This is a genomic window from Gemmobacter lutimaris, from assembly GCF_003570715.1.
Classification (GTDB): Bacteria; Pseudomonadota; Alphaproteobacteria; order Rhodobacterales; family Rhodobacteraceae; genus Gemmobacter; species Gemmobacter lutimaris.
The window spans coordinates 349,038-375,385 of record NZ_QXXQ01000001.1; the positions used below are offsets into that span (position 1 = coordinate 349,038).

At 64.8% G+C, this 26,348-nt stretch carries 28 protein-coding genes; 15 read left to right on the plus strand and 13 right to left on the minus strand.

Going from position 1 to position 26,348, the window contains the following annotated elements; all coding sequences use genetic code 11:
* Window positions 1-2: 2 nt before the first annotated feature.
* The 5 genes from D2N39_RS01575 to D2N39_RS01595 all read right to left on the minus strand — a co-directional run bounded on the left by D2N39_RS01575 (window position 3) and on the right by D2N39_RS01595 (window position 4,609).
* Window positions 3-1,274 (minus strand): Hint domain-containing protein, encoded by a 1,272-nt coding sequence (locus D2N39_RS01575; protein WP_119133038.1) that lies wholly within the window; start codon window positions 1,272-1,274, stop codon window positions 3-5.
* A 190-nt stretch (window positions 1,275-1,464) separates the two neighbouring features.
* The gene (gene argF, locus D2N39_RS01580) at window positions 1,465-2,391 is read right to left on the minus strand and encodes an ornithine carbamoyltransferase (protein ID WP_119133039.1); all 927 of its coding nucleotides are present in this window, start codon (window positions 2,389-2,391) and stop codon (window positions 1,465-1,467) included.
* Window positions 2,392-2,434: 43 nt separating this feature from the next.
* Window positions 2,435-2,971 carry a GNAT family N-acetyltransferase gene (locus D2N39_RS01585; protein WP_119133040.1) on the minus strand — a complete coding sequence of 179 codons (537 nt, stop codon included), beginning with the start codon at window positions 2,969-2,971 and terminating at the stop codon, window positions 2,435-2,437.
* Complete coding sequence (locus D2N39_RS01590; RefSeq protein WP_119133041.1) at window positions 2,934-4,115, minus strand: aspartate aminotransferase family protein; 1,182 nt, start codon at window positions 4,113-4,115, stop codon at window positions 2,934-2,936. Before D2N39_RS01590 ends, D2N39_RS01585 begins: the two co-directional genes overlap by 38 nt.
* Window positions 4,116-4,369: 254 nt before the next feature.
* Complete coding sequence (locus D2N39_RS01595) at window positions 4,370-4,609, minus strand: hypothetical protein (RefSeq protein ID WP_119133042.1); 240 nt, start codon at window positions 4,607-4,609, stop codon at window positions 4,370-4,372.
* Window positions 4,610-4,803: 194 nt separating this feature from the next.
* Here D2N39_RS01595 and D2N39_RS01600 point away from each other — a divergent pair, with 194 nt between their 5' ends.
* The 5 genes from D2N39_RS01600 to D2N39_RS01620 all read left to right on the plus strand — a co-directional run bounded on the left by D2N39_RS01600 (window position 4,804) and on the right by D2N39_RS01620 (window position 8,118).
* Window positions 4,804-5,535 (plus strand): M48 family metallopeptidase, encoded by a 732-nt coding sequence (locus D2N39_RS01600; protein WP_119133043.1) that lies wholly within the window; start codon window positions 4,804-4,806, stop codon window positions 5,533-5,535.
* A 113-nt stretch (window positions 5,536-5,648) separates the two neighbouring features.
* Window positions 5,649-6,917: a DUF2254 domain-containing protein gene (locus D2N39_RS01605; protein ID WP_158589756.1), complete on the plus strand. Its 1,269-nt coding sequence runs from the start codon at window positions 5,649-5,651 to the stop codon at window positions 6,915-6,917.
* Between the two features lie 86 nt (window positions 6,918-7,003).
* Window positions 7,004-7,255, plus strand: a complete 252-nt coding sequence (locus tag D2N39_RS01610) for a DUF6455 family protein (RefSeq protein ID WP_119133045.1) — start codon at window positions 7,004-7,006, stop codon at window positions 7,253-7,255.
* 52 nt (window positions 7,256-7,307) lie between these two features.
* Complete coding sequence (locus tag D2N39_RS01615) at window positions 7,308-7,679, plus strand: YigZ family protein (protein WP_119133046.1); 372 nt, start codon at window positions 7,308-7,310, stop codon at window positions 7,677-7,679.
* A gap of 76 nt (window positions 7,680-7,755) precedes the next feature.
* A complete protein-coding gene (locus tag D2N39_RS01620; protein ID WP_119133047.1) occupies window positions 7,756-8,118 on the plus strand; it encodes a diacylglycerol kinase in 363 nt (120 codons plus the stop codon).
* Window positions 8,119-8,123: 5 nt separating this feature from the next.
* Here the strand turns inward: D2N39_RS01620 and D2N39_RS01625 are convergent, their stop codons facing one another.
* Window positions 8,124-8,366, minus strand: coding sequence for a CDGSH iron-sulfur domain-containing protein (locus D2N39_RS01625; protein ID WP_119133048.1), 243 nt, complete (start codon window positions 8,364-8,366; stop codon window positions 8,124-8,126).
* Window positions 8,367-8,491: 125 nt separating this feature from the next.
* On the opposite strand from D2N39_RS01625, the gene D2N39_RS01630 reads away from it, so the two are divergent.
* The gene (locus D2N39_RS01630) at window positions 8,492-8,776 is read left to right on the plus strand and encodes a hypothetical protein (RefSeq protein WP_119133049.1); all 285 of its coding nucleotides are present in this window, start codon (window positions 8,492-8,494) and stop codon (window positions 8,774-8,776) included.
* A 6-nt stretch (window positions 8,777-8,782) separates the two neighbouring features.
* Here D2N39_RS01630 and D2N39_RS22645 read toward each other — a convergent pair whose 3' ends face one another.
* A complete protein-coding gene (locus tag D2N39_RS22645; RefSeq protein ID WP_147373422.1) occupies window positions 8,783-9,574 on the minus strand; it encodes a hypothetical protein in 792 nt (263 codons plus the stop codon).
* The gene (gene rimO / locus D2N39_RS01635) at window positions 9,571-10,959 is read right to left on the minus strand and encodes a 30S ribosomal protein S12 methylthiotransferase RimO (RefSeq protein WP_199725179.1); all 1,389 of its coding nucleotides are present in this window, start codon (window positions 10,957-10,959) and stop codon (window positions 9,571-9,573) included. Before rimO ends, D2N39_RS22645 begins: the two co-directional genes overlap by 4 nt.
* Before the next feature lie 123 nt (window positions 10,960-11,082).
* On the opposite strand from rimO, the gene D2N39_RS01640 reads away from it, so the two are divergent.
* A complete protein-coding gene (locus tag D2N39_RS01640) occupies window positions 11,083-13,026 on the plus strand; it encodes an AsmA family protein (protein ID WP_119133051.1) in 1,944 nt (647 codons plus the stop codon).
* A gap of 13 nt (window positions 13,027-13,039) precedes the next feature.
* Here the strand turns inward: D2N39_RS01640 and D2N39_RS01645 are convergent, their stop codons facing one another.
* Entirely contained in the window at window positions 13,040-13,516 is a 477-nt protein-coding gene (locus tag D2N39_RS01645; RefSeq protein ID WP_119133052.1) for a D-galactarate dehydratase, read from the minus strand.
* 121 nt (window positions 13,517-13,637) lie between these two features.
* Between D2N39_RS01645 and moaA the strand changes: the two genes are divergently transcribed.
* Both moaA and D2N39_RS01655 read left to right on the plus strand, forming a co-directional pair.
* Window positions 13,638-14,642, plus strand: a complete 1,005-nt coding sequence (gene moaA / locus D2N39_RS01650; RefSeq protein WP_119133053.1) for a GTP 3',8-cyclase MoaA — start codon at window positions 13,638-13,640, stop codon at window positions 14,640-14,642.
* Window positions 14,635-15,405, plus strand: a complete 771-nt coding sequence (locus D2N39_RS01655; RefSeq protein WP_119133054.1) for an HPP family protein — start codon at window positions 14,635-14,637, stop codon at window positions 15,403-15,405. Before moaA ends, D2N39_RS01655 begins: the two co-directional genes overlap by 8 nt.
* Here D2N39_RS01655 and D2N39_RS01660 read toward each other — a convergent pair.
* Window positions 15,362-15,706 (minus strand): hypothetical protein, encoded by a 345-nt coding sequence (locus D2N39_RS01660; protein WP_119133055.1) that lies wholly within the window; start codon window positions 15,704-15,706, stop codon window positions 15,362-15,364. The genes D2N39_RS01655 and D2N39_RS01660 overlap by 44 nt on opposite strands.
* A 91-nt stretch (window positions 15,707-15,797) precedes the next feature.
* Between D2N39_RS01660 and D2N39_RS01665 the strand changes: the two genes are divergently transcribed.
* Window positions 15,798-16,526, plus strand: coding sequence for a Crp/Fnr family transcriptional regulator (locus tag D2N39_RS01665; RefSeq protein ID WP_233557025.1), 729 nt, complete (start codon window positions 15,798-15,800; stop codon window positions 16,524-16,526).
* A 3-nt stretch (window positions 16,527-16,529) separates the two neighbouring features.
* Here D2N39_RS01665 and D2N39_RS01670 read toward each other — a convergent pair whose 3' ends face one another.
* The 3 genes from D2N39_RS01670 to argE form a co-directional block, all read right to left on the minus strand.
* A complete protein-coding gene (locus D2N39_RS01670; protein ID WP_119133056.1) occupies window positions 16,530-17,696 on the minus strand; it encodes a M20 aminoacylase family protein in 1,167 nt (388 codons plus the stop codon).
* Window positions 17,697-17,788: 92 nt separating this feature from the next.
* A complete protein-coding gene (locus D2N39_RS01675; protein WP_199725187.1) occupies window positions 17,789-19,132 on the minus strand; it encodes an NAD(P)/FAD-dependent oxidoreductase in 1,344 nt (447 codons plus the stop codon).
* Window positions 19,132-20,295: an acetylornithine deacetylase gene (gene argE, locus D2N39_RS01680; protein WP_119133329.1), complete on the minus strand. Its 1,164-nt coding sequence runs from the start codon at window positions 20,293-20,295 to the stop codon at window positions 19,132-19,134. The genes D2N39_RS01675 and argE overlap by 1 nt, the downstream gene beginning before the upstream one ends.
* 217 nt (window positions 20,296-20,512) lie before the next feature.
* Here argE and D2N39_RS01685 point away from each other — a divergent pair, with 217 nt between their 5' ends.
* The 5 genes from D2N39_RS01685 (at window position 20,513) to D2N39_RS01705 (ending at window position 26,325) form a co-directional block, all read left to right on the plus strand.
* On the plus strand, window positions 20,513-21,547 hold the full coding sequence (locus tag D2N39_RS01685) for an ABC transporter ATP-binding protein (RefSeq protein WP_119133058.1): 1,035 nt from the start codon (window positions 20,513-20,515) through the stop codon (window positions 21,545-21,547).
* The gene (locus D2N39_RS01690; protein WP_119133059.1) at window positions 21,540-22,598 is read left to right on the plus strand and encodes an ABC transporter ATP-binding protein; all 1,059 of its coding nucleotides are present in this window, start codon (window positions 21,540-21,542) and stop codon (window positions 22,596-22,598) included. Before D2N39_RS01685 ends, D2N39_RS01690 begins: the two co-directional genes overlap by 8 nt.
* Window positions 22,599-22,601: 3 nt before the next feature.
* Window positions 22,602-24,308: a peptide ABC transporter substrate-binding protein gene (locus D2N39_RS01695; protein WP_119133060.1), complete on the plus strand. Its 1,707-nt coding sequence runs from the start codon at window positions 22,602-22,604 to the stop codon at window positions 24,306-24,308.
* Between the two features lie 96 nt (window positions 24,309-24,404).
* Entirely contained in the window at window positions 24,405-25,412 is a 1,008-nt protein-coding gene (locus D2N39_RS01700; RefSeq protein ID WP_119133061.1) for an ABC transporter permease, read from the plus strand.
* Window positions 25,405-26,325 (plus strand): ABC transporter permease, encoded by a 921-nt coding sequence (locus tag D2N39_RS01705; protein WP_119133062.1) that lies wholly within the window; start codon window positions 25,405-25,407, stop codon window positions 26,323-26,325. The genes D2N39_RS01700 and D2N39_RS01705 overlap by 8 nt, the downstream gene beginning before the upstream one ends.
* The last annotated feature ends 23 nt before the right edge of the window (window positions 26,326-26,348 follow it).

A 26,348-nucleotide genomic window follows, 5' to 3' on the forward strand; every position in this document is an offset into this window, starting at 1 on the left:
ACTCAGGCCAGCAGCCGCGCGGGTGTAGCGTCGGGACGCGGCAGGAAGCCGCGCTGACGCTGCGCCACCACCAGCCGCGCCTCGTGCCGGCGCAGCACACGGCGGGCGGAGGGCTGGCTGGCCAAGCGCTCCAGTTCCCATGGCAGGAAAGTGTCGCACAGGGCCGCCCGCGCCCGCACCGGCAGCGCCGCCATGGCCTGCGGACCCGGATGCAGGCTTTCTGCCCCCGTGCCTTCCGCCAGCAGCACATGATGCCGGTCCAGCAGCAGATGGCAATAGCGCAACCGGCGTGGTGTGGTTTCGCGGCTGATCCCCGGCAGGCCGACCAGATCGCGCGCCGAGGCCAGAACCTCGTATTCACCGAACAGCAATTCGCAATCCGCCCCGTGCAGCAACAGCAGATGCTGACCCGAGACACTCAGGTCGCCGTCATTGTCCAGCGCCCCCGCCTCGATACGCACCGGCAGTGCCTCCCCCTCGGCACAGACCATGCCGCCCCCGGCCCAGCGCAAGACCTGCGCGCCCGCGTCCAGCGTCATCACCGCATCGCCCGCGCGCAGATGCTCCACCCGGCGCGGCCCGTCGGGTGTCTGGATCAGGGTGCCCGCCTCGAAACACACCGGATTGCCGTTCAGGAACCGGGTGGACCAGACACCGTTCGGCTCGCCGGGGTCGAGGCCCGCATTGGGATAGTTGGACAGCGCAGTGGAATTTCCCGAGCCCGGCACGATGAGATCATTCGCGCCACCGTCCGTCATGCCCACCTGCGCGACGCCGGTATAGCCATTGGTCCACTGAACCTTTTCATAGATCATGTCGATCTCGAAATTGCCGTCGTGGGTGTGTTGCAAGACAACCTGAAAGGTGTTCCGCGCCGAACTGGAGCCGCTATAGGCCCGCACGTCCAGCCATGTGATCGTGACCCGTCCATTCGTCGGGTCCAGATCCCAGTAGATGTTGTTGGTGCCCGTCGCCGTGCCGCTGGTGATGTTCACATCGCTCCAGAACGGGGCAATGGCCGGATAGGACAACGAGGAAAGCGCGGAAGGCGTATAGGCGGTGACCGGGCCCTGAAAGGTGATCAGCCCGTTGGTATTGATGTAGATCGAGGTATAGTTGGTGCCGAAGTAATTGATGCCGGAAGGTCCGAAAACCGAACTGATGTTCACCCGGATCGAACCGTCGTCATAATTGCCCGCCGTCAGCGCGCTGCCGCGAAAGCTGCCTTCGCCGACGCCCTGTGGCCCGCCGAGCCCGGTGTTGATCGTGGCCATTTTCGGCCTCCGCCTGTTTCTGCCTCGGAAACGACAGAACAGGGGAAATCAGGCAGGCCCGCGGATGGATCGCGGAGAGATCGGGGCAATTTCACGGCTTTAAGCCACAATCCTTACCAATTGACAGAATTGTCGCCAGGCAGAAACAATTTCCCCGGCCACTGATGCGACCGGGGAGACAATCTTGCAATCAGACGCCGAGGCACCAGCGCATCACCGCCTTCTGTGCATGCAGCCGGTTTTCCGCCTCGTCGAAGATCACCGAATGTGGGCCGTCCATCACGGCGCTGGTGGCTTCGTCGTTGCGATGCGCGGGCAGGCAATGCATGAACAGCGCATCGGGCTTGGCCTGCGCCATCAGATCCTCGTTCACCTGATAGGCGCGAAGCTGGTTGTGGCGACGCTCTTTCGCGGATTCCGGATCATGCATGCTGACCCAGGTATCGGTCACCACCAGATCGGCGCCCGCCACCGCCTTGTAGGGGTCGCGCTCCACCGTCACAGGGTGGCCTTTGGAGGCCGCGAAATCCAGCCAGACCCGCTCGGGGTCGAGCGTTTCCGGCCCGGTGAAGGCCAGATCGAAGCCGAACTGCCCGGCGGCATGGGCAAAGCTGGCGAAGACATTGTTGCCGTCGCCACACCAGACCACCTTCTTGCCCGCGATCGGGCCGCGATGTTCCTCGTAGGTCATCACGTCGGCCATGATCTGACAGGGGTGCGTGCGGTTGGTCAGCCCGTTGATGACCGGAACCGTGGCATGTTCCGCCATCTCTTGCAGCGTCGCCTCTTCAAAGGTGCGGATCATGATGAGATCGACATAGCGCGACAGCACCCGCGCGGTATCGGCAATGGTCTCGCCATGCCCAAGCTGCATTTCCTTGCCAGACAGCACCATCGTCTCGCCACCCATCTGGCGCACACCGACGTCAAAGCTGACACGGGTGCGGGTCGAGGGCTTTTCGAAGATCAGCGCGACCATACGGCCCTTCAGCGGCTGGTCATCGTCGGGCGTGCCCTTGGGGCGCCCGGCACGGGCGATCTTCATGGCGCGGGCATTGTCGATCATGGCGCGCAGATCGGTCGAGGATGTGGTGTGAATATCAAGGAAGTGGTTCATCTGTCGGTCTTTCTGACGGGCGTCCGCCCGCTTGCGTATCTTGTCAAAGGGAAAGGGATGTCGGATCGAACTCCATGACGAGCACGGGCTTTCCCGTCTCGCCGGTGGCTTCGTGCAAGGCGCGGAAGCCGGCTCGTCGATACGCCCGCACGGCGCGTTCGTTCGACGGGTCGGGGTCGATCACCACCGCCGGATAGCGACGCCGCAGGTCAGCCGCGCGCAGGTTCAGATAGCGCGCCGCATGGCCCTGCCCCAGCATGTCGGGCTCCCCCAGAAAGGTATCCATCGCGCGGGTGCCCGTGGGGAAATCCGCATATTGTGGCATGGGCTCGTGATGGGCGGGATAATCCTGCACATAGGCGAAGGGCCTGCCCTGATAGGCCACCAGCCGCAGATCAGCGGTCGTGCCGTCGATGTCGGCGTCGATCAGCGCGATTTCAGTGTCGGGGTCGCCCCACCATGCGCGGACATGCGGCTGGGCCAGCCAGCCACGCATCCGCGCGTAATCCGTCCGCGTGAGCGGCGGAAAGCTGTAATCCGCCTCAGCCGGCATGACCAGACAGCGCGGCCGCGGCCGCATCCAGCCGCTTCAGCGCCTCGGCAATATCGGCGTCGGGGATGTTCAGCGCAGGCAGCAGCCGCACCACATTATCCGAGGCGGCAACGGTCAGCACATGCTCGGCCATCCCCGCCTTCACCAGATCGGCGGCCGGAGCCTTGCATTTCAGCCCCAGCATCAGCCCCTGCCCGCGCACGCTTTCAAACACCTCGGGATGCGCCGCCACCAGCGCCTCCAGCCCCTGCCGGAACAGGCCCGCCTTGCGGTTGACCTCGGCGAGGAAGGCGGGGTCCGAGACGATGCGCATCACCGCACCGCCCACCGCGCAGGCCAGCGGGTTGCCGCCATAGGTGGACCCGTGGGTGCCCGCGACCATGCCGGAGGCAGCATTCTCGGTGGCCAGCACCGCGCCCAGCGGGAAGCCGCCGCCGATGCCCTTGGCGACCATCATGATGTCGGGGGTGACGCCGGCCCATTCATGGGCGAACAGCTTGCCCGTCCGCCCCATGCCGCATTGCACCTCGTCGAAGATCAGAAGCGCGCCAGTCTCGTCGCACAGGTCGCGCAGGCCCTTCAGGCAACTGTCGGGCAGCGTGCGGATGCCGCCCTCGCCCTGCACCGGCTCTATCAGCACCGCCGCCGTCCGGTCGGAAATCGCCGCCCGCAGCGCCTCGTGATCGCCGAAGGGCAGTTGCCGGAACCCCGGCATCAGCGGGCCGAAGCCCTTGACCATCTTTTCCGACCCCGCTGCCGCGATGGCGCCGGTGGACCGGCCATGGAAGGCGCCCTCGAAGGTCAGGATCTCGATCCGCTCCGGCTCGCCATTCTCATACCAGTATTTGCGGGCCATCTTGATCGCCAGTTCCGCCGCCTCGGTGCCGGAATTGGTGAAGAACACGGTATCGGCGAAAGTGTGCTCGACCAGTTGATCGGCCAGCGCCTCCTGCTCCGGGATGCGATAGACGTTCGACACATGCCAGAGCTTCGCCGCCTGTTCGCTGATGGTTTTCACCAGTTCTGGATGGGCATGGCCCAGCGCATTCACGGCGATCCCCGAACCCAGATCGAGGTAACGGCCCCCGTCCTCGGTGAAAAGCCAGCTTCCCTCGCCCTTCACAAAGGCAAGCGGCGCGCGGTTGTAGGTCGGCAGGACGGAGGTAATCATGGATAATCCTCAGGCGGATGCGAGGCCATAGGGGTGCCAAAGGCGCATGCCCATGTCAACGCAAGGGTGTCATGACGGAGAGCTCGGGAACGGTTTTTCCGGCGGGATCGGGCCGGAAGCGGAACGTGCGGAAGAGACGTCAGACGCGGGTGCGTCGGCGTCGGGGCAGCTGGAAGGGGCGAATCCGGGCGTTCATGCGACCTGCGATAGCGCAGGGCGGCTGGTCTGGCAAGCGTCAATCGCTGGCGTGTGGGTCACGCCTTCCGCGTCTCGATCCGGTAGCTGCCTTCCGGCAGGTCCAGCGCAGCGGCGAGGTCGCGCAATTGCACCATGGAGAGGGTGATGACCATGGGTTCCTGCGTGATCGGATGCACCTGTTCCAGCGTGATGCAATCGTCGAAAGCCGAGATGGTGATGTCTTCCTGCAATCCCTCATGCCCCTCGTCGATGAGGGTGATGACGGTCGCGTCGAATTCGTGCTCGATGGTGAACATGGCATCAGGTTAGCAGGCCGGGCACGGTGCGCAACGGGAAAACGCGGGCCGACAAAATGCCGTGACATCGGGGGCGACACAGCCGCGGGGCCTTTCCGCCGCCGGGCGTTTTGTTAATCTGCGCAAAACGGCAGACAGGCACGGCAATGGCAGCACGATCTTTCAGGGCAGGATTTCCGGTGCGGGGGCGGGCCATGGCTCTGCTTGCCGCGGCGCTTGCGCTTGCGGGATGTGTGACAACCGGTCAGCCGGTGCCCGCACCTGCCCCTTTGCCGGCAACCACCGCCGCCCAGACCTTCGGCGACCGCCTTGCACCGCAGGAAGCTGCGCGCAATTTCGTCTCGGTGGTCGAAAAGGTGGAACCCGTGGCCGAACGCTTCTGCCGCCAGCATCAGGTGGCCGGTCAAAGCTGCGACCTGCAAATCGTTGTGGACCGGCGCCGCGACCTGCCGCCCAATGCCTTCCAGACCGTTGACGAGAAGGGCCGCCCGGTGGTGGGCTTCACGCTCGCGCTGATCGCCGATGCGCGAAATGCCGACGAGATTGCCTTCGTGCTGGGGCATGAGGCGTCGCATCACATCCTTGGCCATATCGGGCGCAAGCAGCAGGGCGCCGAGGCGGGTGCGGTTCTGGGAACCATGCTCGGGCAGGCCACCGGCGCCGATGCCGCGACGATGAAGCAATGGCAGAGTTTCGGCGCCAGCATCGGGGCGCGCCGCTATTCAAAGGAATATGAGCTGGAGGCCGATGCGCTGGGGGCCCGGATTGCCTGGTATGCGGGGTATGATCCGGTGCGCGGCGCGGGCTTCTTCAGCCGGTTACCCGATCCGGGCGACCAGTTCCTCGGCTCGCACCCGCCAAACGCGCAGCGCCTGCAACAGGTGGCAACGGTGGTTGCCGGGCTGGAACGGCAGGCAGGGTATTGAGAAGGTCAGGCCAGATCCGCGCAGGGGGAAACCTTCACTTCGCGTCCCGCTGAGCGGCAGCCCTTGACCTGCCGCGCGCAAGGCCGCAGCCTGCCCGAAAACGGGAGACAGGCGTGATCAGCAAGGCGCGATGGATCTGGCGGCAGCTCAGCCGCAAGCTGTGGGTGACTTCGGTGGTCTATGCGCTGGCGGCGCTGGCCACGGCAGGCGCGGCTTCGTGGATCGGGCCCATGCTGCCCGAGGGGATCGTTTACGGCATCGGCACCGACGCGGTGGAGGCGGTGCTGACCATCATCGCCTCGTCCATGCTGACGGTCACCACCTTCGCCTTCGGCACCATGCTGGGCGCCTTCAACGCCGCCGCCACCAATATCACCCCGCGCGCCACCAACCTTCTGCAACATGACAGGACCACACAAAAGGTGCTGTCCACCTTTCTGGGCAGCTTCATCTTTTCACTGGTCTCGGTGATCGGTCTGAAAGCGGGGGCCTATGGGCCGAACGGCAAATTCGTCCTGTTCGTCGTCACGCTGGCGCTGGTGGCGCTGATCGTCATCGGCATGCTGCGCTGGATCGCGCATCTGACGGCCTATGGCCGCCGGGATGATACCCATGACCGCGTGGAACAGGCCGTAGCCGGGGCCTTGCGGGCCCGGACGGACGAGCCGTGGCTGGGCGCACATCCGATGACCGGCCCGGCACCCTTCGATGCCCGCGCCGTCATGGCCGACCGGATCGGCTATGTCCGCCATGTTGACCTTGCGGCGCTACAGGCGGTGGCCGAGGCGGCGGGATGCGCCATCTGGGTTGCGGCCCTGCCCGGCAGCTTTGTCCATCCCGGTGCGCCGCTGTTGTGGATCGGCACCCCGGCGAGCGAGGCCGAGGGCGCCACCTGCCTTGATGCCTTTGACATCGGCGCCACGCGCTCTTTCGACCAGGACCCGCGCTTCGGCCTGTCGGTGCTGACCGAAATTGCCGAGCGTGCCCTGTCGCCCGCCGTCAATGACCCCGGATCGGCCATCGACATTCTGGGCCGCGCGGTGCGGCTTCTGGCGATCTGCACCGAAACCCGCAGCCCCGAGGTGCGCTACAACCGGCTCTGGGTGCCGCCGCTGACCGTGGCCGAGATGATGGAGGATGTGTTTCCGCCCATCGCGCGCGACGGGGCGAGCATCTTCGCCGTGCAGATCCGGCTGCAAAAGGCACTGCTGGCGCTGTGCGAGATCGACGCCGCCCTGTTTGGCCGGGCCGCTTCGGAACAGGCCCGCGCGGCGTTGACACGGGCCGAGCCGCAGATGCTTCCCGATGAACTCGCGCGTTTGCGCGACGTTGCGGGCCGGATCGAGGCGCTGTCGGGCAATCGCCGCCCGCCGGGAATCTGACACGATCCCCCGCGCCTTGACCTGCATCAAGGCGCGTCTGCCCGTCCCGCGCGACCCTTCCGTCAGGATTGCAGGGGAGACGGGCAATGCTGGGATATGTCGAGGCGCCGCGCGCATGGTGGTTGACACACGGCATGGCACGCGCGGTCGGGGTGGACCTGCCGCGCGCGGTGACCGAGGGCTGGCTGAAACGCAGCGAACTGGCGCAGATCGTCACGCGCTGTCAGGGCTGCGGCTGTTCGGCCGATTGCACGGGCTGGCTGGCCGATCCGACGCATGCCGCCGCCCTGCCCGGCTATTGCCGGAACAAGGCGGCCATCGAATCCCTCGCGCCCTGAGTGCTGGCCCTTTCCGGCGCCCGCCGCTAACCTGCCCCAAAGCGGAGGCAGGATGCGTCAGATTGAAAATGTGGTTTCGGATCGGGGGTCGAAATATGCCGTCTCCGGCGGCAAGGTCACGGACCGCAAGGGCTGTGACGCTTTCATCTCCGATCTGAAGCGGGTGAAGAAATACGCCAAGGCCACGCATAATTCCTGGGCCTGCATCCTGTCGGACGGCGGCCCGCTGAAGAACGACGATGGCGAAAGCGGCGCGGGGGCGGTGATCCTGCGCATGCTGGAACGGGCCGAGCTGACGGATACCATTGTTGTCGTCACCCGCTGGTATGGCGGTGTCCACCTTGGCGGCGACCGTTTCGCCCATGTCGTGACCTGCGTGCGCGCCTTTCTGGCCGGGGAAACCGCATCTCCACCCAAAGGTTGACGGTTCCAGCGTGGACAGCTTCGGGTTTTTTGCGATATGCGGCTGCATTCGACCTAACGTCAGTCGGGGAACAGGCATGATCGGACGGCTGCTGGCGGAACTCGCGCGGCTCAGGAATACCGCAACCTGGTCATGGGAGGGCTGGGCCGCCTCATGGCGCAACGAGAAATCGCTGCGGCAATGGTTCGCCGTCAACATCGCCTCGGCCGCGCTGGCCTTCACGCTGGACCTGACGCCGGGCGAACGCGGGCTGATCCTCGCGCTTGGTGTGCTGCTGCTGGCGGCAGAGTTGATGAACACGGCGGTGGAGGAGGTGGTAGATTATATCTCCACCGACCATGACCCCCGCGCCAAACGCGCCAAGGATGCCGCCTCGGCCGCTGTCGCGGTGACCGCCATCGCGGGCGGTCTGGCCTGGCTGATGATCCTGCTGGGGTAAGCGGATCAGAGCGTCTTGTGCGTGCCGTCGCAGAACGGCGCCTTGGCCGAATGCTTGCAGCCGCACAGAAAGGCGGGCTTTGTCGCCTCGGCGGTGAATTTTACCGGGGTAAAGCCGGTTTCCTTGTGGCTGCCATCGCAGAAGGGCTGTTTCTGCGACCGCCCGCAGGCGCACCAGAAATAGGTTTTCCCTTCGGTCAGTTCGACCCTGTAAGGCGCTTTCTGCGGGCATTCCGGGCTGTCGGTCATCAGGCTCTCCGCTGGCGGTTGGCTGCGGGAATGCTAGCGCGCGCGCCCCGAACCGCCAAGCGGGCATTTCCGACCTGACGGAACCGGCAGGGTGTGGCATCCTGCGGGGAAAGACGGAGGTTCCCATGCGTGCCCTATCCTTGCTTGTCGCCCTGCTGCCGCTGGCGGCCTGTGGGCAGCCTGCCCCGCCCGGCCCAACCAGCCTGCCGCTGATGGGTGGCTACCGCGACCCGGCCGATCCCTGCCGCCGGGTGGGTGAGGATGCCTTTACCAACCAGTTCCTCGACGATGCCGCCGATCTGGTCGCCTGCCCCGCCGGGATGGAAAACATGGGCGTCTTCGTCACCGAAACCGGCGCCCGCCGCCTGACAGACGCGGCAGGATACACGCTGTTCAGCGTGCCCCGGTGATGAGGGTCAGCGAATTTTCCAATTCCTGCAGGCAAACGAAGCGCAGCCGCGCTCACGTATTTTGCTCATCATTTTTCTGAACGTCGGGTCGTTCTGCAAAAGCCAGCCATCAAGGTTTAACCAATCAAGCCTTTCAATCAAGCACGCACCGACTGAATCACGGTCAACCGTGACTGAAGTTCCTCTTGCGTATCCAAATAAAGCCATACTCAAGCAAATCAGCGCCTGCCAATCTACAACTGCAGAAATCCTAATGAACTTAATACCTTCTCCGATCTCCGGGTGGTTAATCGGGATGGCTCCGCTGCCCGCTTCTATATGACAAGACATATCTCGAGAAATCAAAATTTGATACACAAGAATTACTTCAGAGATTGCATCTTGAATGTTTAAATCTGAAAACTCAATACACTCCCTTAATATCTGGATGCTATTCCCCGAAAGCGATGGCGGCCGGTTAGAAATATCACATGTGAGCGTGAACTTGGTCCTCGCCTCACACACATCTATTAACTCTGAGAGAGCAAGTGGGAGTGACGCTCTTGAAGCTGCCAGCTTTCTATTCCGTGCATCTTCCGCAATACGGCGTGTATTCTCGATTGTTGCCAAAACACCCGCCATGGCAAATGACGCGGCAAGTATGCTGACGAAGGCAGTGGCAAGATAGGTCCAGTTCTTTATTGCCTGATCCGCTACGGCAGAATCAATCACCCAGCACAGTGTGAATGTGGAGATTGCGCCACAGCAAAACCCGAGCGGAAAGTTTCTTAGAAACTTCACCAGCTTGGACAATTTCACACCACCCGTCCCCACAGATCATATTCGCTGGCTTCCTCGACCTCGACCGTCACCATGTCGCCGGGCGACAGGGTTTCGAAATTCTCGTCGATGAACAGGTTGCCGTCGATTTCCGGCGCGTCGGCCTTGGTGCGGCAGGTGGCGCCCTCTTCGTCCACCTCGTCCACCAGAACCTGCATCACCTGCCCCACCTTGGCGGCGAGCTTGGCTTCGGAAATCGCCTGCGCCTTTTCCATGAAGCGTTCCCAGCGGTCCTGCTTCACCTCGGCCGGCACATGGTCGGGCAGATCGTTCGAGCGCGCCCCGGCGACGTTTTCATACTGGAAGCAGCCCACGCGATCCAGTTGCGCCTCATCTAGCCAGTCCAGCAGGGTCTGGAATTCCGCCTCCGTTTCACCGGGATAGCCCACGATGAAAGTCGAGCGCAGCGTGATGTCCGGGCAGGCCGCGCGCCAGGCGGCAATCTCGTCCAGCGTCTTTGCCGCCGCCGCAGGGCGGGCCATGCGTTTCAGCGTCTCCGGGTGGGCATGCTGGAACGGGATGTCGAGGTAAGGCAACACCAGCCCCTCGGCCATCAACGGGATCAGGTCGCGCACATGCGGATAAGGATAGACGTAATGCAGCCGCACCCAGGCGCCCAGCTTGCCCATCTCGCGCGCCAGATCGGTGATATGCGCCCGCACCTCGCCGCCCTTCCAGGGCGACAGGTCATGCTTGCGGTCCACCCCATAGGCCGAGGTATCCTGCGAGATGACCAGCAGTTCCTTCACCCCGGCCTCGACCAGCTTCTCCGCCTCGCGCAGCACGGCATGGGCCGGGCGGCTGACCAGACGGCCGCGCATGTCGGGGATGATGCAGAACCTGCACTTGTGATTGCAGCCTTCCGAGATCTTCAGATAGCTGTAATGGCGCGGCGTCAGCTTCACCCCGCTGGCGGGCAGCAGATCGACGAACGGATCGGGCTGCGGTGGCACCGCCTTGTGCACCGCATCCAGCACGGCCTCATACTGATGCGGGCCGGTGACGGCCAGAACCTTGGGATGCGCGCCGGTGATGTATTCGGGTTCCGCCCCCAGACAGCCGGTGACCAGCACGCGGCCATTCTCGCGCAGCGCCTCGCCGATGGCATCAAGGCTTTCGGCCTTGGCACTGTCCAGAAAACCGCAGGTGTTCACGATCACCGCATCGGCGCCCTTGTAGTCAGGGCTGATCGCATAACCCTCGGCGCGCAGGCGCGTCAGGATACGTTCACTGTCGACCAGCGCCTTGGGGCAGCCAAGCGAGACCATGCCGATGGTCGGCTGGCCGGGGCGTGCCACGTCGGGGATCATGGCACGGGCGAGATCGGGGCGGAGGTTCGGCGGGTTCTGCGACATTGGCCCCATATAGCGGTGAAGCGGGCCGCCGCAAAGGGGCCACGCGCAGCGCCCCGCCGACCGCGCCTGCACGGGATTGTTGCCCGCCGCCCCCGGCGTTAGGCTGTGGGCCAGACTGTTACGGAGGGCCGGATGCGCTGGTTGATGCGGATCGTCTCGTCATTGCTGGTTCTGGTGCTGTTGCTGGCGCTGATGGTGTTCCTGATGCCGAAGGACAGGATTGCCCGGCTGGCCGAAAGCCAGTTCGCACAGGCGACCGGACGGGTGATCGAGATCGGCGATCAGATCCGCCCGACGATCTGGCCCGTGCTGGGTGTCACCGCCGGGCCGGTGCGCATTGCCAATCCCGACTGGGCCGCCGGGCCGGACCTGCTGCGCGCGGGGCGCATCGCCATCGGGCTGGAACTGGGGCCGCTGTTCGATGGGCAGATCCGAATGACGGAGGTCGAGATCGACAAGCCCGAACTGCTGCTGGAACGGCGCAAGGACGGCAGCACAACCTGGGCCATGGGCGGGGCCAGCGGTTCGGGCGCAAGTGACGGCCCGTCCGGCAGCGGCGGCATGGCACTGGGGCGCGGCACGATCCGCGATGGCAGCCTGCGGTTCATCGACCATGCCAGCGGCACGGATATCGAAATGACGCAGGTGGACATTGACGCAGCCATCCCCGATTTCGACGGCCCGGCCAAGATTGATCTGCGCGGTCTGGTGCGCGGGCAACCCGTCACACTCAGCGCCTCGGTCGAGGCGCTGGGGCCGCTGCTGGCCGGCAAGCTCGGCCCCATTGCGCTGGAGGCAGGCGCGGGCAAGGCAAGGCTGACCTTCAAGGGCAAGGTCAGCCTCGCGCGGGCCGAGGCAGAGGGCCAACTGACCGCCGATCTCGCCGACCGACCGGCACTGGCCGCCGTGCTGGGCCGCCCCCTGCCCGATCTGCCCGAAGGTCTGGGCGCGCGCAAGATCGGGCTGAGCGCCGATCTGACCCGCACGGCCAAGGGCGCACTGCATCTGCGCAAAGCCGAAATCCTGCTGGACGATACGGTGATCAGGGGCGAAGCCGACCTGTTGCCCGGCGCGGACCGGCCGCGCCTTCAGGGGCGGTTCACCGCTGACAGCCTGAACCTGACGGGCAGCGCCGGAACCGGCGGCACGAGTTCGGGAGATGAAGGCTGGTCCACCGCCCCCATCGACATCTCGGGCCTGTCGGCGCTGGATGCCGAGATCACCCTGTCCGCCGGGGCCATTGCAGCCGGTCCGCTGAAGCTTGGCCAGACACAGGCGGGCGTCACGCTGGACCGTGCGCGCGCCGTGGTGAAACTGACCGAAGCTGCGGCCTATGGCGGCGGGATCACCGGGCAATTCGTGCTGAACGGGCGTCAGGGCCTGTCTGTGGGCGGCGATCTGTCACTGAAGGGGCTGAACCTGCAACCCCTGCTGCAAGACCTGACCGGAACCGACCGGCTGCTGGGTCGCGGGAATGTGAAGCTGAGCTTCCTCGGCTCCGGCGCCTCGGTCGATGCGATCCTGCGCAGCCTGTCGGGGGACATTGCCCTGAAGATGGGCAAGGGCGAAATCCTTGGTCTCGACATCGTGGGGATGCTGCGCACCATGGACCCCGGCTATGTCGGCGAAGGCAAGCGGACGATCTTCGACACCGCCGGAATGACCGCGAAAATCACCAATGGCATCGCGGTTTCGGATGACCTGAACATCGCCGCCAACCTGTTCACCGCAGGCGGCGCCGGGCAGATCGACCTTGGCGCACGCAGTCTCGACTACCGGCTGCTGCCACGACTGGGCGGTGGCGACGGGGTGGAAATTCCGGTGCTGATCAAGGGGCCATGGGCCTCGCCCAAGATACGGCTGGATCTGGAATGGCTGACGCAAAAGCGGCTGGACGCCGAAAAGGCGCGCGCGGAAGAACGCGCCAAGGCCCGCCTGGAGGAATTGGCGAAAGACAAGCTGGGCGTCACCCCCCAAGAGGGTGAAAGCCTTGAAACCGCCGCCAAACGCCGCGCGCAAGAGGCGCTGGAGGCGGAAACCGGCCGCATCCTAGACAAAATCCTGAACGGAAACTGAGGCTTGCGCGGCCTTACCGCTTAAGAACCTCGACAGTGGGCAGATCGGTCAGCGACAGGCCCGCCGCGCGGAAGGCCGCCAGCGACAGTTGCGCCGCCCCCTCGCCCGGCATCAGATCGACCTGCACGGTCACCCCGCCCGCCGTCTTGATCATCCCCGGCTCCGGCGCCGATACCAGCGACGACCGCAGCCAGAATCCCGGTGTTGTCGGATCGCCCAAGGTCACGACCACTGTGCCAAGGCTGCCTCCGGCGGCAGCCGGGGCGGCCGTCACGGCGGCGCGCTGTTCGGGGGTGGTGGTATCCAGCGCCTCGGCCGTTGTCGCGCCGGGTTTCGGCGGCGGCGCCGAAAGCTCGGGCGTGGGCAGCGGCAGCGGGTCGGAAATCGCGCTTTGTGGTGCGGCACTGCGCTTGCCGAACTGCGGCATCTTCAAATCGGCGCATCCTGCCAGCAGCAGGCACCCGCCCAGAATCGTCAGACCACGCAACATCCCGCACTCTCCCCTTCACCTAGCCATATCGGACCGATTGCCACGATAGTCGGGGGGGAACGGCGCTTCAACTGTCGGATTCGCGCTTGCTGGCGGTTCGTCGAATGCCTACCTTTCAGGCATGAGCGCGCCCCTGATCGACCCTTTCGTCCGTGCCATCCGATACCTGCGGGTTTCGGTGACGGATCGCTGCGACTTTCGTTGCACCTATTGCATGGCCGAACACATGACCTTCCTGCCGAAAGCAGACCTGCTGACGCTTGAGGAACTTGACCGCCTGTGCACGACCTTCGTGCACATGGGCGTGGAAAAGCTGCGCATCACAGGGGGTGAGCCTTTGGTGCGCAAGGGCATCATGACCTTCTTCCGCGCCATGTCGCGCCATCTGGACAGCGGCGCGCTGAAGGAACTGACGCTGACAACCAACGGCAGCCAGCTTGCCCGTTTCGCACAGGAACTGGCCGATTGCGGGATCCGCCGGATCAACGTGTCGCTGGATACGCTGGATCCCGCGAAATTCGCCGAAATCACCCGATGGGGCCGCCTGCCGCAAGTGCTGGAAGGGATCGAGGCGGCCAAGGCCGCGGGGCTGCGCGTGAAGATCAACGCCGTCGCGCTGAAGGGCTTCAACGAGGACGAGCTGTTCCCGTTGGTGGACTGGTGCGCAAGGGAAGATCACGACCTGACCTTCATCGAGGTCATGCCGATGGGCGATCTGGGCGGCGAGGACCGGCTGTCGCAATACTGGTCGCTGAACGATCTGCGGGCCCGGCTGGCGGAACGCTTCACCCTCACCGATCTGGCCGAACGCACCGGCGGCCCGGCACGCTATGTGCGGCTTCAGGAAACCGGACAGAAGATCGGCTTCATCACGCCGCTGACGCATAATTTCTGCGAAAGCTGCAACCGGGTGCGGCTGACCTGCACGGGCGAGCTTTACATGTGCCTCGGGCAGGAAGACATGGCAGACCTGCGCGCGCCGCTGCGCGCCAGCCCCGATGACGCCGGGCTGGAACAGGCGATCCGCGCCGCCATCGCCCGCAAGCCGAAGGGCCATGACTTCGACTATTCGCGTCAGGCCATCGCCGGGCAGATGACCCGCCACATGAGCCATACGGGTGGCTGAACTCGTGAGCGACCGGCGGAAATGGCTGGCTGCCGCCGCAGAACATCTGCTGCCTGCCATGGTGCTGCCCCGCGGCACCGAAATGCTGCGCGCGGCGGGGGCCATTGGCATGACACTGGGACTGGCGGCGCTGATGCAGATGCTGCTCGGCGCCAATGATGCGCGGTTCTCGCTGATCGCCCCGCTGGCGGCCACCACCTTCCTGCTGATCTCGGTTCCCAACAGCCCTCTGACCCAGCCCTGGTCGGTGGTGATCGGCAATGGCGCGAGTGCTGCGGTGGCGGTGACCGTCCTGCAGCTTGGCCTGCCGCTTCCGCTGACCATCGCGCTGGCGGTGGGCGGGGCGGCGCTGGCGATGATGCTGCTGCGCGCCATGCACCCGCCCGGTGCCGCCGTGGCCATGGCGGCCGTTCTGTCGGCCCCGGTGACGATGAAGCTGGGCTACCAGTTCGCGCTGACGCCGGTGATGCTGGACAGCGCCATTCTGGTGCTGGCGGCCATCGCGGTGAACCGGCTGACCGGCCGGGTCTATCCCTTCCGCCTGCCACATGACGCCACCGCGACGCCGCGCCGCGCCGACCGTCCTTCGCCCGAGGTGCTGGAGCGTATTCTGGGCGACCTGCGCCTGTCGGCCAATATAGGGGTCGAAGACCTGCGTCGCGTGCTGGACGAAATTGAAAAGCGTGAAAAACCGCCCGCATCGCAGCGCAGGCCGCGCTTCAGCGGAGCTGTCGGAGCATTCCGGCCACGCTCTCGCCGCTGAACGGCAGGTCCAGCACCAGCGGCGGCGGATGGCCCGGCAGCGCTTCGACCGTCGCACGCAGGCTGACATATAAGCCACCAAGCACTGCCACCCGCTCCAGCAGGCCGCTGTCACGCGCGGTGGCGAAGGGCAGGTTCAGAAAGGCCGCCCGCAGATCGGGCATCTCGTCAAGCAGCGCCAGCGCAGCCATTGCATCGGTCGCAACGACGACCGTCGCCCCCTGATCGGCCTCGCCGATCAGAAGCGCCAGATCCTCGGCCACCAACCAGACCGGATCGACCACCAGATACCGCCGCCGCAAACCGCCCTCCTGCCATCACTCTTTCGCGCAGCATGGAACCATTGCACCAGACGCGCATTAAACTGTGACATAGCTGGAGAGGATTTATCCTGTGACCACCGCCTGCACCGACTGTCCGCTGCGCTGCCAGCCGATGTTTCAGCCGATGAACGCCGAAGAAATCACCTTCATGCAGGCATTCAAATCCGCCGAGGTCGAGGTGCCCGCAGGTCAGGTGCTGTTGTGGGAAGGACAGCCGAGCCCCTGGCTCTTTACCGTTCTGAGGGGTCAGGGCCTGCGCAGCAAGATGCTGCCCGACGGCGACCGGCAAGTGGTGAACTTCGTTTTCCCCGGTGATTTCCTTGGCTTGCAGTCAGGGGTTATGGGCGAGATGAAGCATTCCGTCGAAGCCACAACCGACATGACCCTGTGCCGGTTCGCGCGGGCCGATCTGTGGCGGGTGTTCCGCGACCAGCCCGCACGCGCTTTCGACCTGACCTATCTGGCCGCAACCGAAGAACATTTTCTGGGTGAGGCGTTGCTGACCCTCGGCCAGCGCGATGCGACCAGCCGTCTGGCCTGGGCGCTGCTGCGCCTGTGGCGCCGGGCGGTGGCGACCGGGATGCAGGGGCCCCGCGGTGTGCCACTGCCCTGGCGTCAGCGCGATCTGGCCGATGCACTGGGTCTGTCACTGGTTCACACCAACAAGACGCTGGCCCGGCTGCGCATCCTTGGCGCCGCGCATTGGTCAGGCGGCTATCTGGCGGTGCCCGATCCGGCTGTGCTTGCCGAACTCGCGCAGGAGGAGGACGGGGCCGCGACGCCCCGCCCGCTGTTCTAGCCGTCAGGCCGCCGGCATCCGCGTCTCGACCATACCAGCATACCAACTGGAACCGAAGGGAATGGCGTTGTCGTCGAAGTTATAGGCCGGGTGGTGCACCATGGCAGTATCGCCATTACCAAGGAAAATATAGGCGCCGGGGCGTTCGTTCAGCATGAAGCTGAAATCCTCGGCCCCCATCAGCGGCGCGGTATTGGTATCGACATGGCCGGACACCGCCTGCGCCACCTCGGCCGCGAAGCCGGTATTTTCCTCGGCATTCATCGTGACCGGATAGCCGCGCTGATAGTTCAGCTCGGCCTTGGCGCCCAAAGCCAGCGCCGTGCCCTCAACGATTTCCTTCAACCGCTGTTCCACCTGATCCTGCACCGCCGGGTCCATGGTGCGCACGGTGCCTTTCATCTTTACCACCTGCGGAATGACGTTATGCGCGGTGGAATCGGTGGCGACAGTGCAGATCGACACGACCACCTGTTTCAGCGGGTCAACCGTGCGGCTGGCGATGGTCTGCGCCGCGACAATGATATGGGCGGCAACCACGGTGGTGTCGATGCAGTCATGCGGCTTGGCGGCATGGCCGCCCTTGCCGGTCACGGTGATGTCGAACTGATCCGCCGCCGCCATCATGGCACCGGGGCGGATGGCGAAATGGCCGACCGGGATGCCGGGCATGTTGTGCATGCCATAAACTTCCTGAATGCCGAAGCGGTCCATCATGCCATCGGCGCACATCTCGCGCCCGCCGCCGCCGCCCTCTTCCGCCGGCTGGAAGATCACCACGGCGGTGCCGTCGAAATTGCGGGTCTCCGCCAGATATTTCGCCGCGCCCAGCAGCATGGCGGTATGGCCGTCATGGCCGCAGGCATGCATCTTGCCGGGCGTCCTGGAGGCATAGGCGACCCCGGTCTGTTCGATGATCGGCAGCGCATCCATATCGGCGCGCAACCCGATGACGCGACCCGCGCTGTCGGTGCGGCCCTTGATCACACCGACAACGCCTGTGCGGCCAATGCCTTCCACCACCTCGTCACAGCCGAAGCCGCGCAGCAGCTCGGCCACCTTGCCCGCCGTGCGATGCACCTCGAACAGCAGTTCGGGGTTTTCGTGGAAATCGCGCCGCCAGGCAGTGATCTCGGGCAGCAGTTCGGCAAATCGGTTCTTCGGGGGCATGGCGTTCCTCGTGTCCTGGCCGCGCGTGCGGACTCAGGCGCAAGCCTGTTACAATCGCCCGGCGGCTTCAACCCCGGCGTGTCAGGATTTGATCACAATGACGGGCCGGGTGCGATTTTGCTGCCGTCGGTGAAACGCGACAGCCGGAAGCGGTGCAGATCGTGGCCCGTATCATTCCCGGCCACCAGATCGGCAATGACCCGGCCGAAACCGGGGCCGATGCCGAAGCCATGGCCGCTCATCCCCGTTGCCAGCACCAGACCGGGCAGCGCCGCCACCCGGTCCACCACCGGCACGACATCGGGCATGGTGTCGATCATCCCGGCCCATGCCGCCTTGAGCTTCGGCACGCCAAGATGCGGGAAGCAGGCGGCGAAGCTTTGGCGCACATCCGCAACGATCCGGGCAGATGGGTCGGGGTTCAGCACGCGCATCCGTTCAAACGGGCTGATGGAATCCGGCGCCCAGCGGCGTGGGGTGCCCCAGGCATCGGGGTAATGGGCAGGTGCCTTGGGATGGAATCTCGTAGACCGGAAATCCTTTTTCAGCACAGGCAGATAGAGACCGAAGTTACGAAAGGCATCCGGCCCGATGAAGAAGTCATGCGCCGCACCGGGGGCGAGCGTGTAGCCACCATCGGCACGTCGGCGGAAGGCAAAGGCATCATCTGCCGCATTGCCGGCAAAGACCTGCGGCAAGGGTTCGGTCGCCATCACGGTCGCCCGCACCGCAAGCTGCGGGATCGCCACGCCATGCGCGCGGGCAAACAGCGCCGACCATGCGCCACCCGCCAGCACCACCTGATCGCAGGCGATGCGGCCCTGTTCGGTGATGACCCCCGCCACACGCCCACCCGCGATGTCCAGCGCCCGCACCGCGCAGTTTTCCACGATCACCGCGCCGCGCGCCTGCGCCCCTTGGGCCAGCAGCGGCACCGCGACCCAAGGTTCGGCCCGTGCGTCGGAGGCGGTGAACAGCCCGCCCTTCCACGGCGTCGCCGCACCTTCGATCTGCGCGGCCACCTGCCCCGCGCTTTGCATCTCGGGTTCAACGCCGTAGGTGCGCGCCTCGGCACGCCATGCCTCGAACCCCGCCATCTCGGCGTCGGTCCGGGCAAGATACATCACGCCTTCCTGCCGGAACCCCAACGCCTCGCCAAATTCCTGAGACAGCGATTTCCAGTGGCGCAGCGATTCCACCATGATCGGCAGCTCACCGAAATCGCGGCCCTGCTGGCGGATCCAGCCCCAGTTGCGGCTGGATTGTTCGCCCGCGATGCGGCCCTTTTCGCACAGCGTGACGCGCAGCCCGCGCTCGGCGAGGTTCCACGCGGTCATCACCCCGATCACGCCGCCGCCGATCACCACAACGTCGCAGGCGTCGGGCAGCGGGCCGACAAACCGGACCGGCGTTGCCTCGGAAATCGGGAAGGCCATCATTGCGCCAGATCCTCGACCAGAGCCTGCATGAAGCGCCAGCCGGCCTCGAATTCGCTGACCTCCAGATACTCGTCGGGCTGATGCGCCTGCGCGATGTCGCCGGGGCCGCAGACCACGGCGGAATAGCCCCCGGCCTGAAACTGCCCGGCCTCGGTGCCGTAGCTGACAACCATGGTGCCATTGTCGCCGGTCAGGCGGCGCACCAGCGCCTCGGCCGCGCCATTGGTTTCCGGGGTCAGTGCGGGCACCACGAAGATGCGGTCCAGCAACACCGCCGCCTCGGGGCGCACGACTTTCATCGCAGCCTCCAGTCGCGCGCATTCAGCCTCGAACCGCGCGGCCCAGTCTTCGACGCTTTCGCCCGGCACCACGCGGAATTCCATGACGAACCGGCAATCGGCGGCGGTGATGTTATGCGCCGTCCCGCCCGAGATCTGGCCGGAATGCAGCGTGGTGAAGGGCGGGCGGAACAGGCCCGCAATCTCGGTGACCGGCTTTGCCCGGTTCTCGTCGTTGCGGTCATTCATCCACTGGATCAGCCGCGCACCTTCCATGATGGCGCTGACACCTTCGGGCAGAAGCGAGGAATGCACCTCGAACCCCTTCACATGCACCCAGAAGCCGGTGCCACCCTTGTGGCCGTTCACCAGCTTCATCCGCGACGGCTCGCCGATCACCGCCGCAGATGCGCGCGGCAGGGTGCGGGCCATTTCAGCGATCATCGGGGGGGCGCCGGTGCAGCCCAGTTCCTCGTCGTAAGACAGCGCGAATTGCAGCGGCCGCTTCACCCCGCGCTGCACCGCCAGCGGCACGGCGGCCAGTGCCAGCGCGACGAAGCCCTTCATGTCGCAGGTGCCGCGCCCGTAAAGCCGACCGTCACGTTCGGTCACCGTCCACGGGTCTGAGGTCCAGTCCTGGCCATCCACCGGCACCACGTCGCTGTGCCCCGACAGGATCACGCCTCCCTCCACCGCCGGGCCCGCACTGGCATAAAGCGCCGCCTTGTCGCCCGTTTCATTATAGACGCGATGCGACGCGATCCCCCACGAGGCCAGATAGCTCTCTACCCAGTCGATCAGATCAAGGTTGCTGCCCCGGCTGACCGACGGGAAGGCGACAAGCCGGTCCAGAATCTGACGTGGCGTAAGCTGTTCGGGCATCGGAAACTCCATTCTTCCGCGCGAGCCTGCCCAGTGGCTTTGCAATTTGCAAGGGCCGCAGCGTAAGGCACAGGCAGAGCGCCATCTCCTGCCGTCAATGTGACAAAACTGCCTTGCGAGGTGGCGAAAAATGTCTAACACTCGACCCAAAGATGGCGGCGACCTGCAAACAAGACCGTCCAAACAAGAATAAAAACAAAAACTTGGGGAGTGACATATGCCCGATGGGGCGATGCCCGTGCTTGAGGTTCGCGGCCTGAAAACCGTTTTCCACACCCGTGGTGGATCGGTTCACGCGGTCAATGATGTCAGCTTTCATCTGATGCCGGGCGAGTTGCTGGGCGTTGTTGGCGAAAGCGGTTCGGGCAAGTCGGTGACGATGATGTCGCTGATCGGCCTGCTGCCATCGCCCCCGGCAGATGTGCAATCCGGGCAGGTGCTTCTGGGTGGTCAGGACCTGCTGAAAGCCACGCCGGAGGAATTGCGCAAGGTGCGCGGCGCCCGCATCGGTTTTGTGTTTCAGGACCCGATGACATCGCTCAACCCGGTGTTCACGGTGGGCAGTCAGATCATGGCGCCGCTGCGCAAGCACATGGGCCTGTCGAAGGCACAGGCCGAGGCGCGCGCGGTGGAACTTCTGGAACTGGTGGGCATCCCCGATGCGCGGCGGCGGCTGAAAAGCTATCCGCACCAGTTTTCCGGCGGCATGCGGCAGCGCGTGATGATCGCCATCGCCTTGGCCTGTGACCCCGAGGTTCTGATCGCCGATGAACCGACGACGGCGCTGGACGTGACGATTCAGGCGCAGATCCTCGAACTGGTGAAAGAGCTGCGGCAGAAGCTGGGCATGGCGATTGTCTGGATCACCCATGACCTTGGCGTGGTGGCCGAAATCGCCGACCGGGTGATGGTGATGTACGGCGGTCAGGTGGTGGAACAGGCCCCGGTGAAGGAACTGTTCCGCAATCCGCGCCACCCCTATACGCGCGCGCTGCTGAAAACGATCCCGAAACTGGGTGGCCAGCGTGGCGAACGCTTGCAGGTCATCGAGGGGCAGCCGCCGATCCTCGGCTTCCCCCCCACCGCCTGTCCGTTCCGCGCCCGCTGCGCCCATGCCTTCGCGCGCTGCGAGGCGGAAAACCCGGCCCGCCGCCCGGTTGACGGGCTACCCCTGAGTCAGGGGCATGACGTGGCCTGCCACTGGTCGCCCGAAGGCGCCGAAGACCCGTCGCAGGAGGCCGCCCATGCGTGACACCACGACGCGCCCTCTGGTCGAGGTGCGCAATCTGAAAATGTATTTCCCGATCTACAGCGGCGTGATGCGCAAGCATACCGGCGATGTGAAGGCGGTGGATGACATCAGCTTTGACATCTATGAGGGCGAGACGCTGGGCCTTGTGGGCGAAAGCGGCTGCGGCAAATCGACGGTAGGCCGCGCGCTGCTGCGGCTTTACGAACCGACGGCGGGGCGCATCACCATTGCGGGGGACGATGTGGCGAGCCTCTCGCCCGAGGCGCTGCGCCGCAAGCGGCCCACCATGCAGATGGTGTTTCAGGACCCGCAGGCCAGCCTCAACCCCCGCATGACGGTGGCTGACATCATCGGCGAACCGCTGGACGAACACAGCGGGTTGTCAAAAGCGGAAAAGCTGGCCCGCATCTACGAGCTGATGGATGCCGTGGGCCTGAACCGCACCTTCGCCAACCGCTATCCGCATGCCTTTTCCGGCGGTCAGCGTCAGCGCATCGGCATCGCCCGGGCGCTGGCCCTGAACCCGAAATTCATCGTCTGCGACGAACCCATCGCGGCGCTGGACGTCTCGATTCAGGCGCAGGTGGTGAACCTGCTGGAGGATTTGCAGGACAAGCTGGGCCTGACCTATCTGTTCATCAGCCATGACCTGAGCATGGTGCGCCATATCGCCGACCGTGTAGCGGTGATGTATCTGGGACAAATCGCCGAAATCTCGCCGGTGGACGCGCTTTATGCCCGGCCGCTGCATCCTTACGCCGAGGCGCTGCTGTCGGCGGTGCCCGAACCCGATCCGGGCCGCGACGGCGCGCGCCAGCGCATCATCCTGAAGGGCGATGTGCCCTCGCCCGCCAATCCCCCCAAGGGTTGCAACTTCTGCACCCGCTGCCCGAAGGTCATACCGGTCTGCCACGAGGTAGAGCCGCGCCTGCAAGAGGCTGCGCCGGGCCGCATGGTCGCCTGCCACCTCATTCATCCGATAGACGCCACGAGAGCCGGGGAAACCGGCCGCACCGGGGCACAAGAGCACAGCCAACAACAAGGAGTTTAACCCATGAAGATGAAAGCCGCCCTGCTGGGCGCCGTCGCACTGGTCGGGCTTGCCCCGGCCGCCTTCGCGGAACGCGGGGCCGACGGTCATGTGAATATCCTCTATTCCCAGGCCCCTTCGACGCTGAACCCCTATCTGTCCTCGGGCACCAAGGACATCGAGAACGCCTCGCTGGTGATCGAGCCGCTGGCCGGCTATGACGAGAAGGGCGTGATGTTCCCGCGTCTGGCGGTCGAAATCCCGACGCTGGAAAACGGCGGCGTGGCTGAAGACCAGAAGTCGATCACCTGGAAGATCAAGCCCGAGGCCAAATGGTCGGACGGCTCGCCCGTGACCGCCGATGATGTGGTCTTTACCGCCGAATACTGCATGCATCCCGAAGGCGGCTGCGCCCAGCTTGCCAAGTTCGAGGGCGTGGAAAAGGTCGAAGCCGTCGATCCGCAGACCGTGAAGATCAGCTTCAAGGAAGCGAAGCCCAACCCCTATCTGGCCTTCGTGGGTTCAACGACGCCGGTGCTTCAGAAGGCGCAATTTGCCAATTGCCTTGGCGCTGCCGCCTCGACCTGCACCGACCAGAATTTCATGCCCATCGGCACCGGCCCCTTCCGCGTGGTCGAGTTCAAGACCAATGACGTGATCCAGCTTGAGGCCAACCCCGAATACCGCGATCCGGCCAAGCCCGCCTTCGCCACGGTGACCGTGAAAGGCGGCGGCGATGCCGCCTCGGCCGCGCGCGCCGTAATGGAAACCGGCGAATTCGACTATGCCTGGAACACCCAGATCCCGCCGGAACTGCAACAGGCGATGGAACAGGGCGGCAAGGGCGAATTCGTCAGCGGCTTTGGCACGCTGGTCGAACGGATCGAGATGAACATGACCGATCCCTCGCCCGATCTGCCGGAGGGCGAACGCTCCACCGCCAAGCATCCGCATCCGATCCTGTCGGATCTGAAGGTGCGTCAGGCGCTGTCGATGGCGATCGACCGCAACCTGCTGGTGGAAATCGGCTATGGCAATGCTGGCCGCCCGACCTGCAATCTGGTGCCCGCACCCGAAATGTATGCCTCGACCGACAATACCGGCTGTCTGACGCAGGACATCGAAGGCGCCAAGGCACTGCTGGACGAGGCCGGGTGGACCGACAGCGACGGCGACGGCATCCGTGACAAGGATGGCAAGAAGTTCAGCCTGCTGTATCAGACCTCGGTCAATCCGGTGCGTCAGGACTTCCAGGCGCTGATCAAGGGCTGGTGGAACGAGATCGGCGTTGAAGTGGAGCTGAAGGCCGTGGACGGTTCGGTGTTCTTCGGCGGTGACGCCGGTTCGCCGGATACCTTCCAGAAGTTCTATGCCGATGTCGAGATGTATGCCAACAACTTCGATGGCACCGACCCGGAGGCCTATCTGGCGGAACATACCTGCGCCAAGGCACCGCGCCCGGAAACCCAGTGGCAGGGCGAGAACATCAACCGCTACTGCGACCCCGCCTATGACGCGATGATCGCGGAACTGGGCAAGACCGGCGATTTGGAAAAGCGGGCCGAGCTTGCGAAGAAGCTGAACGACATGCTGACCAAGGAAAGCATGACCATCGTGCCGCTGGTGGATCGTGGCCGTCTGTCGGCGCGGTCGAAGACCCTGGGCGGCGTCGTTCTGAACACCTGGGATTCCGAACTGTGGAACGCCTCGGACTGGTATCGCATGAAGTGATGCGGACCTGAGCGTCCGGGCCGGTGCGGCACTCCTGCACCGGCCCCCTTCCGACAAGACCAAGAGGCCAAGACCCATGACCCGAGGTGTCGCGCCATGCTGACCTTCACGATCCGCCGCCTGTTGCTGGCCATTCCGACACTTCTGTTCATCAGTCTCGTGATTTTCCTGCTGCTGGAACTCGCCCCCGGCGATCCGATGTCGCAGGTGCCGCTGACGGTGCCCCCCGAGGTGAAACAGAAGATGCGCGAGGCGCTTGGCGCCGATCAGCCCATGTTCTTCCGCTACATGCTGTGGCTGAAACAGTTCTTCATCATCGAGCCGCTGCATATCCTTGGCGCCATCACCGGGATCGACCTTGCAGGTGACGCGCAGCGCATCATCTCATGGCAGAGCCGCAGCCCGGTGGCCGACATCATCGCGCAGCGCATTCCGCAAACCCTGACCGTGATCGGGGCGGCCTATGTGATCGGTGTGCTGATCGCCCTGCCCATCGGCATCTATTCGGCCTATCGGCAGTATAGCTGGTTCGACCAGTTGGGCACCTTCATCTCGATGATCGGGTTTTCGGTGCCGACCTTCTTTACCGGCGTGCTGCTGATCGTGATCTTCTCGGTCAACCTCGGCTGGTTTCCGTCGATCTACGACACCACACTGAAGGTGACGGACTGGGCGAGTTTCCTCAAGCAGGTCAAGCAGATGGTGCTGCCGGTTTCCGTGCTGGCCCTTTACAATGCGGCGCAGATCAGCCGTTATATGCGATCCTCGATGCTGGACAATCTGGGGCAGGATTATGTGCGGACCGCTCGGTCGGTCGGGATGACCGAACGGGTGGTGGTGCTGCGCGACGTGCTGCGCAATTCGATGATCCCGGTGGTCACCGTGATCGCGCTTGGCATCCCCACCATTTTCGGCGGCGCCATCATCACCGAACAGGTGTTCAAGGTGAACGGATTGGGTCAGCTGCTGATTTCGGCCATCCATGCCAATGACCTGCCGATGGTGCAGACGCTGACCTTCATCTTCGCCATCCTGATCGTGCTGTTCAACCTGATCGCCGATGTCCTCTATGGCATTCTGGACCCGAGGATCCGCTATGACTGAGACCTCCGCCTCCCCCGCCGCGTTGAAGCCGCCGCGCAGCCAGTGGCGCGATGTCTGGGATCAGTTCCGCACCCACAAGGGCGCCATGCTTGGGCTGATCGTGCTGGTCTCGCTGGTGCTGTTCGTCACCATCGGCCCGTTCTTCCGTGACGCACCCGAGTTGACCATCGCGCAGCAGATCAAGCTGCGCAACAAGCCACCAAGCTTCGAGTTTCCCTTCGGCACCGACCAGCTTGGCCGCGACATGCTGGTGCGGATGATGGAAGGCGGCAAGGTCTCGATCTCGGTCGGGCTGGTCGCCATGCTGATCTCGATCACGCTGGGATCGACGGTCGGAGTGCTGGCGGGCTATTTCAAGCGGCTGGACGGGCCGCTGATGCGGATGACAGACCTGTTCCTTGCCCTGCCCCTGCTGCCCTTGCTGCTGGTCATGGTGATGCTGTTCCGCGAAAAGCTGTCCGGTGCACTGGGACCGGAAGCGGGCACCTTCCTGCTGATCGTCTCCGCCATCGGCGTGACAAGCTGGATGCAGGCGGCGCGCATCGTGCGGGGCGAGGTTCTGGCGCTGAAGGAACGCGAATTCGTGCTGGCCGCGCGATCCATCGGCACGCCGCCGCGCCGGGTAATCCTGCGCCATGTGCTGCCCAACGTGATGTCGCCTATCATGGTGGCCGCGACCTTGGGCATCGCCAGCGCCATCATCACCGAAAGCGCGCTGAGCTTTCTGGGCCTCGGCTTCCCGCCGGATTTCCCGACCTGGGGGCGACTTCTGTATGACGGGGTGGAGCAGATGCAGCTGTTCCCTGCCCGCGTGATCTGGCCCGGCCTTGCCATTTCGCTGACGGTGCTGAGCGTCAACTACATCGGCGACGGGTTGCGAGACGCTCTGGACCCGCGCATCCGCGGGCGCTGAAACACCAACCGGGGGCCTTGCGC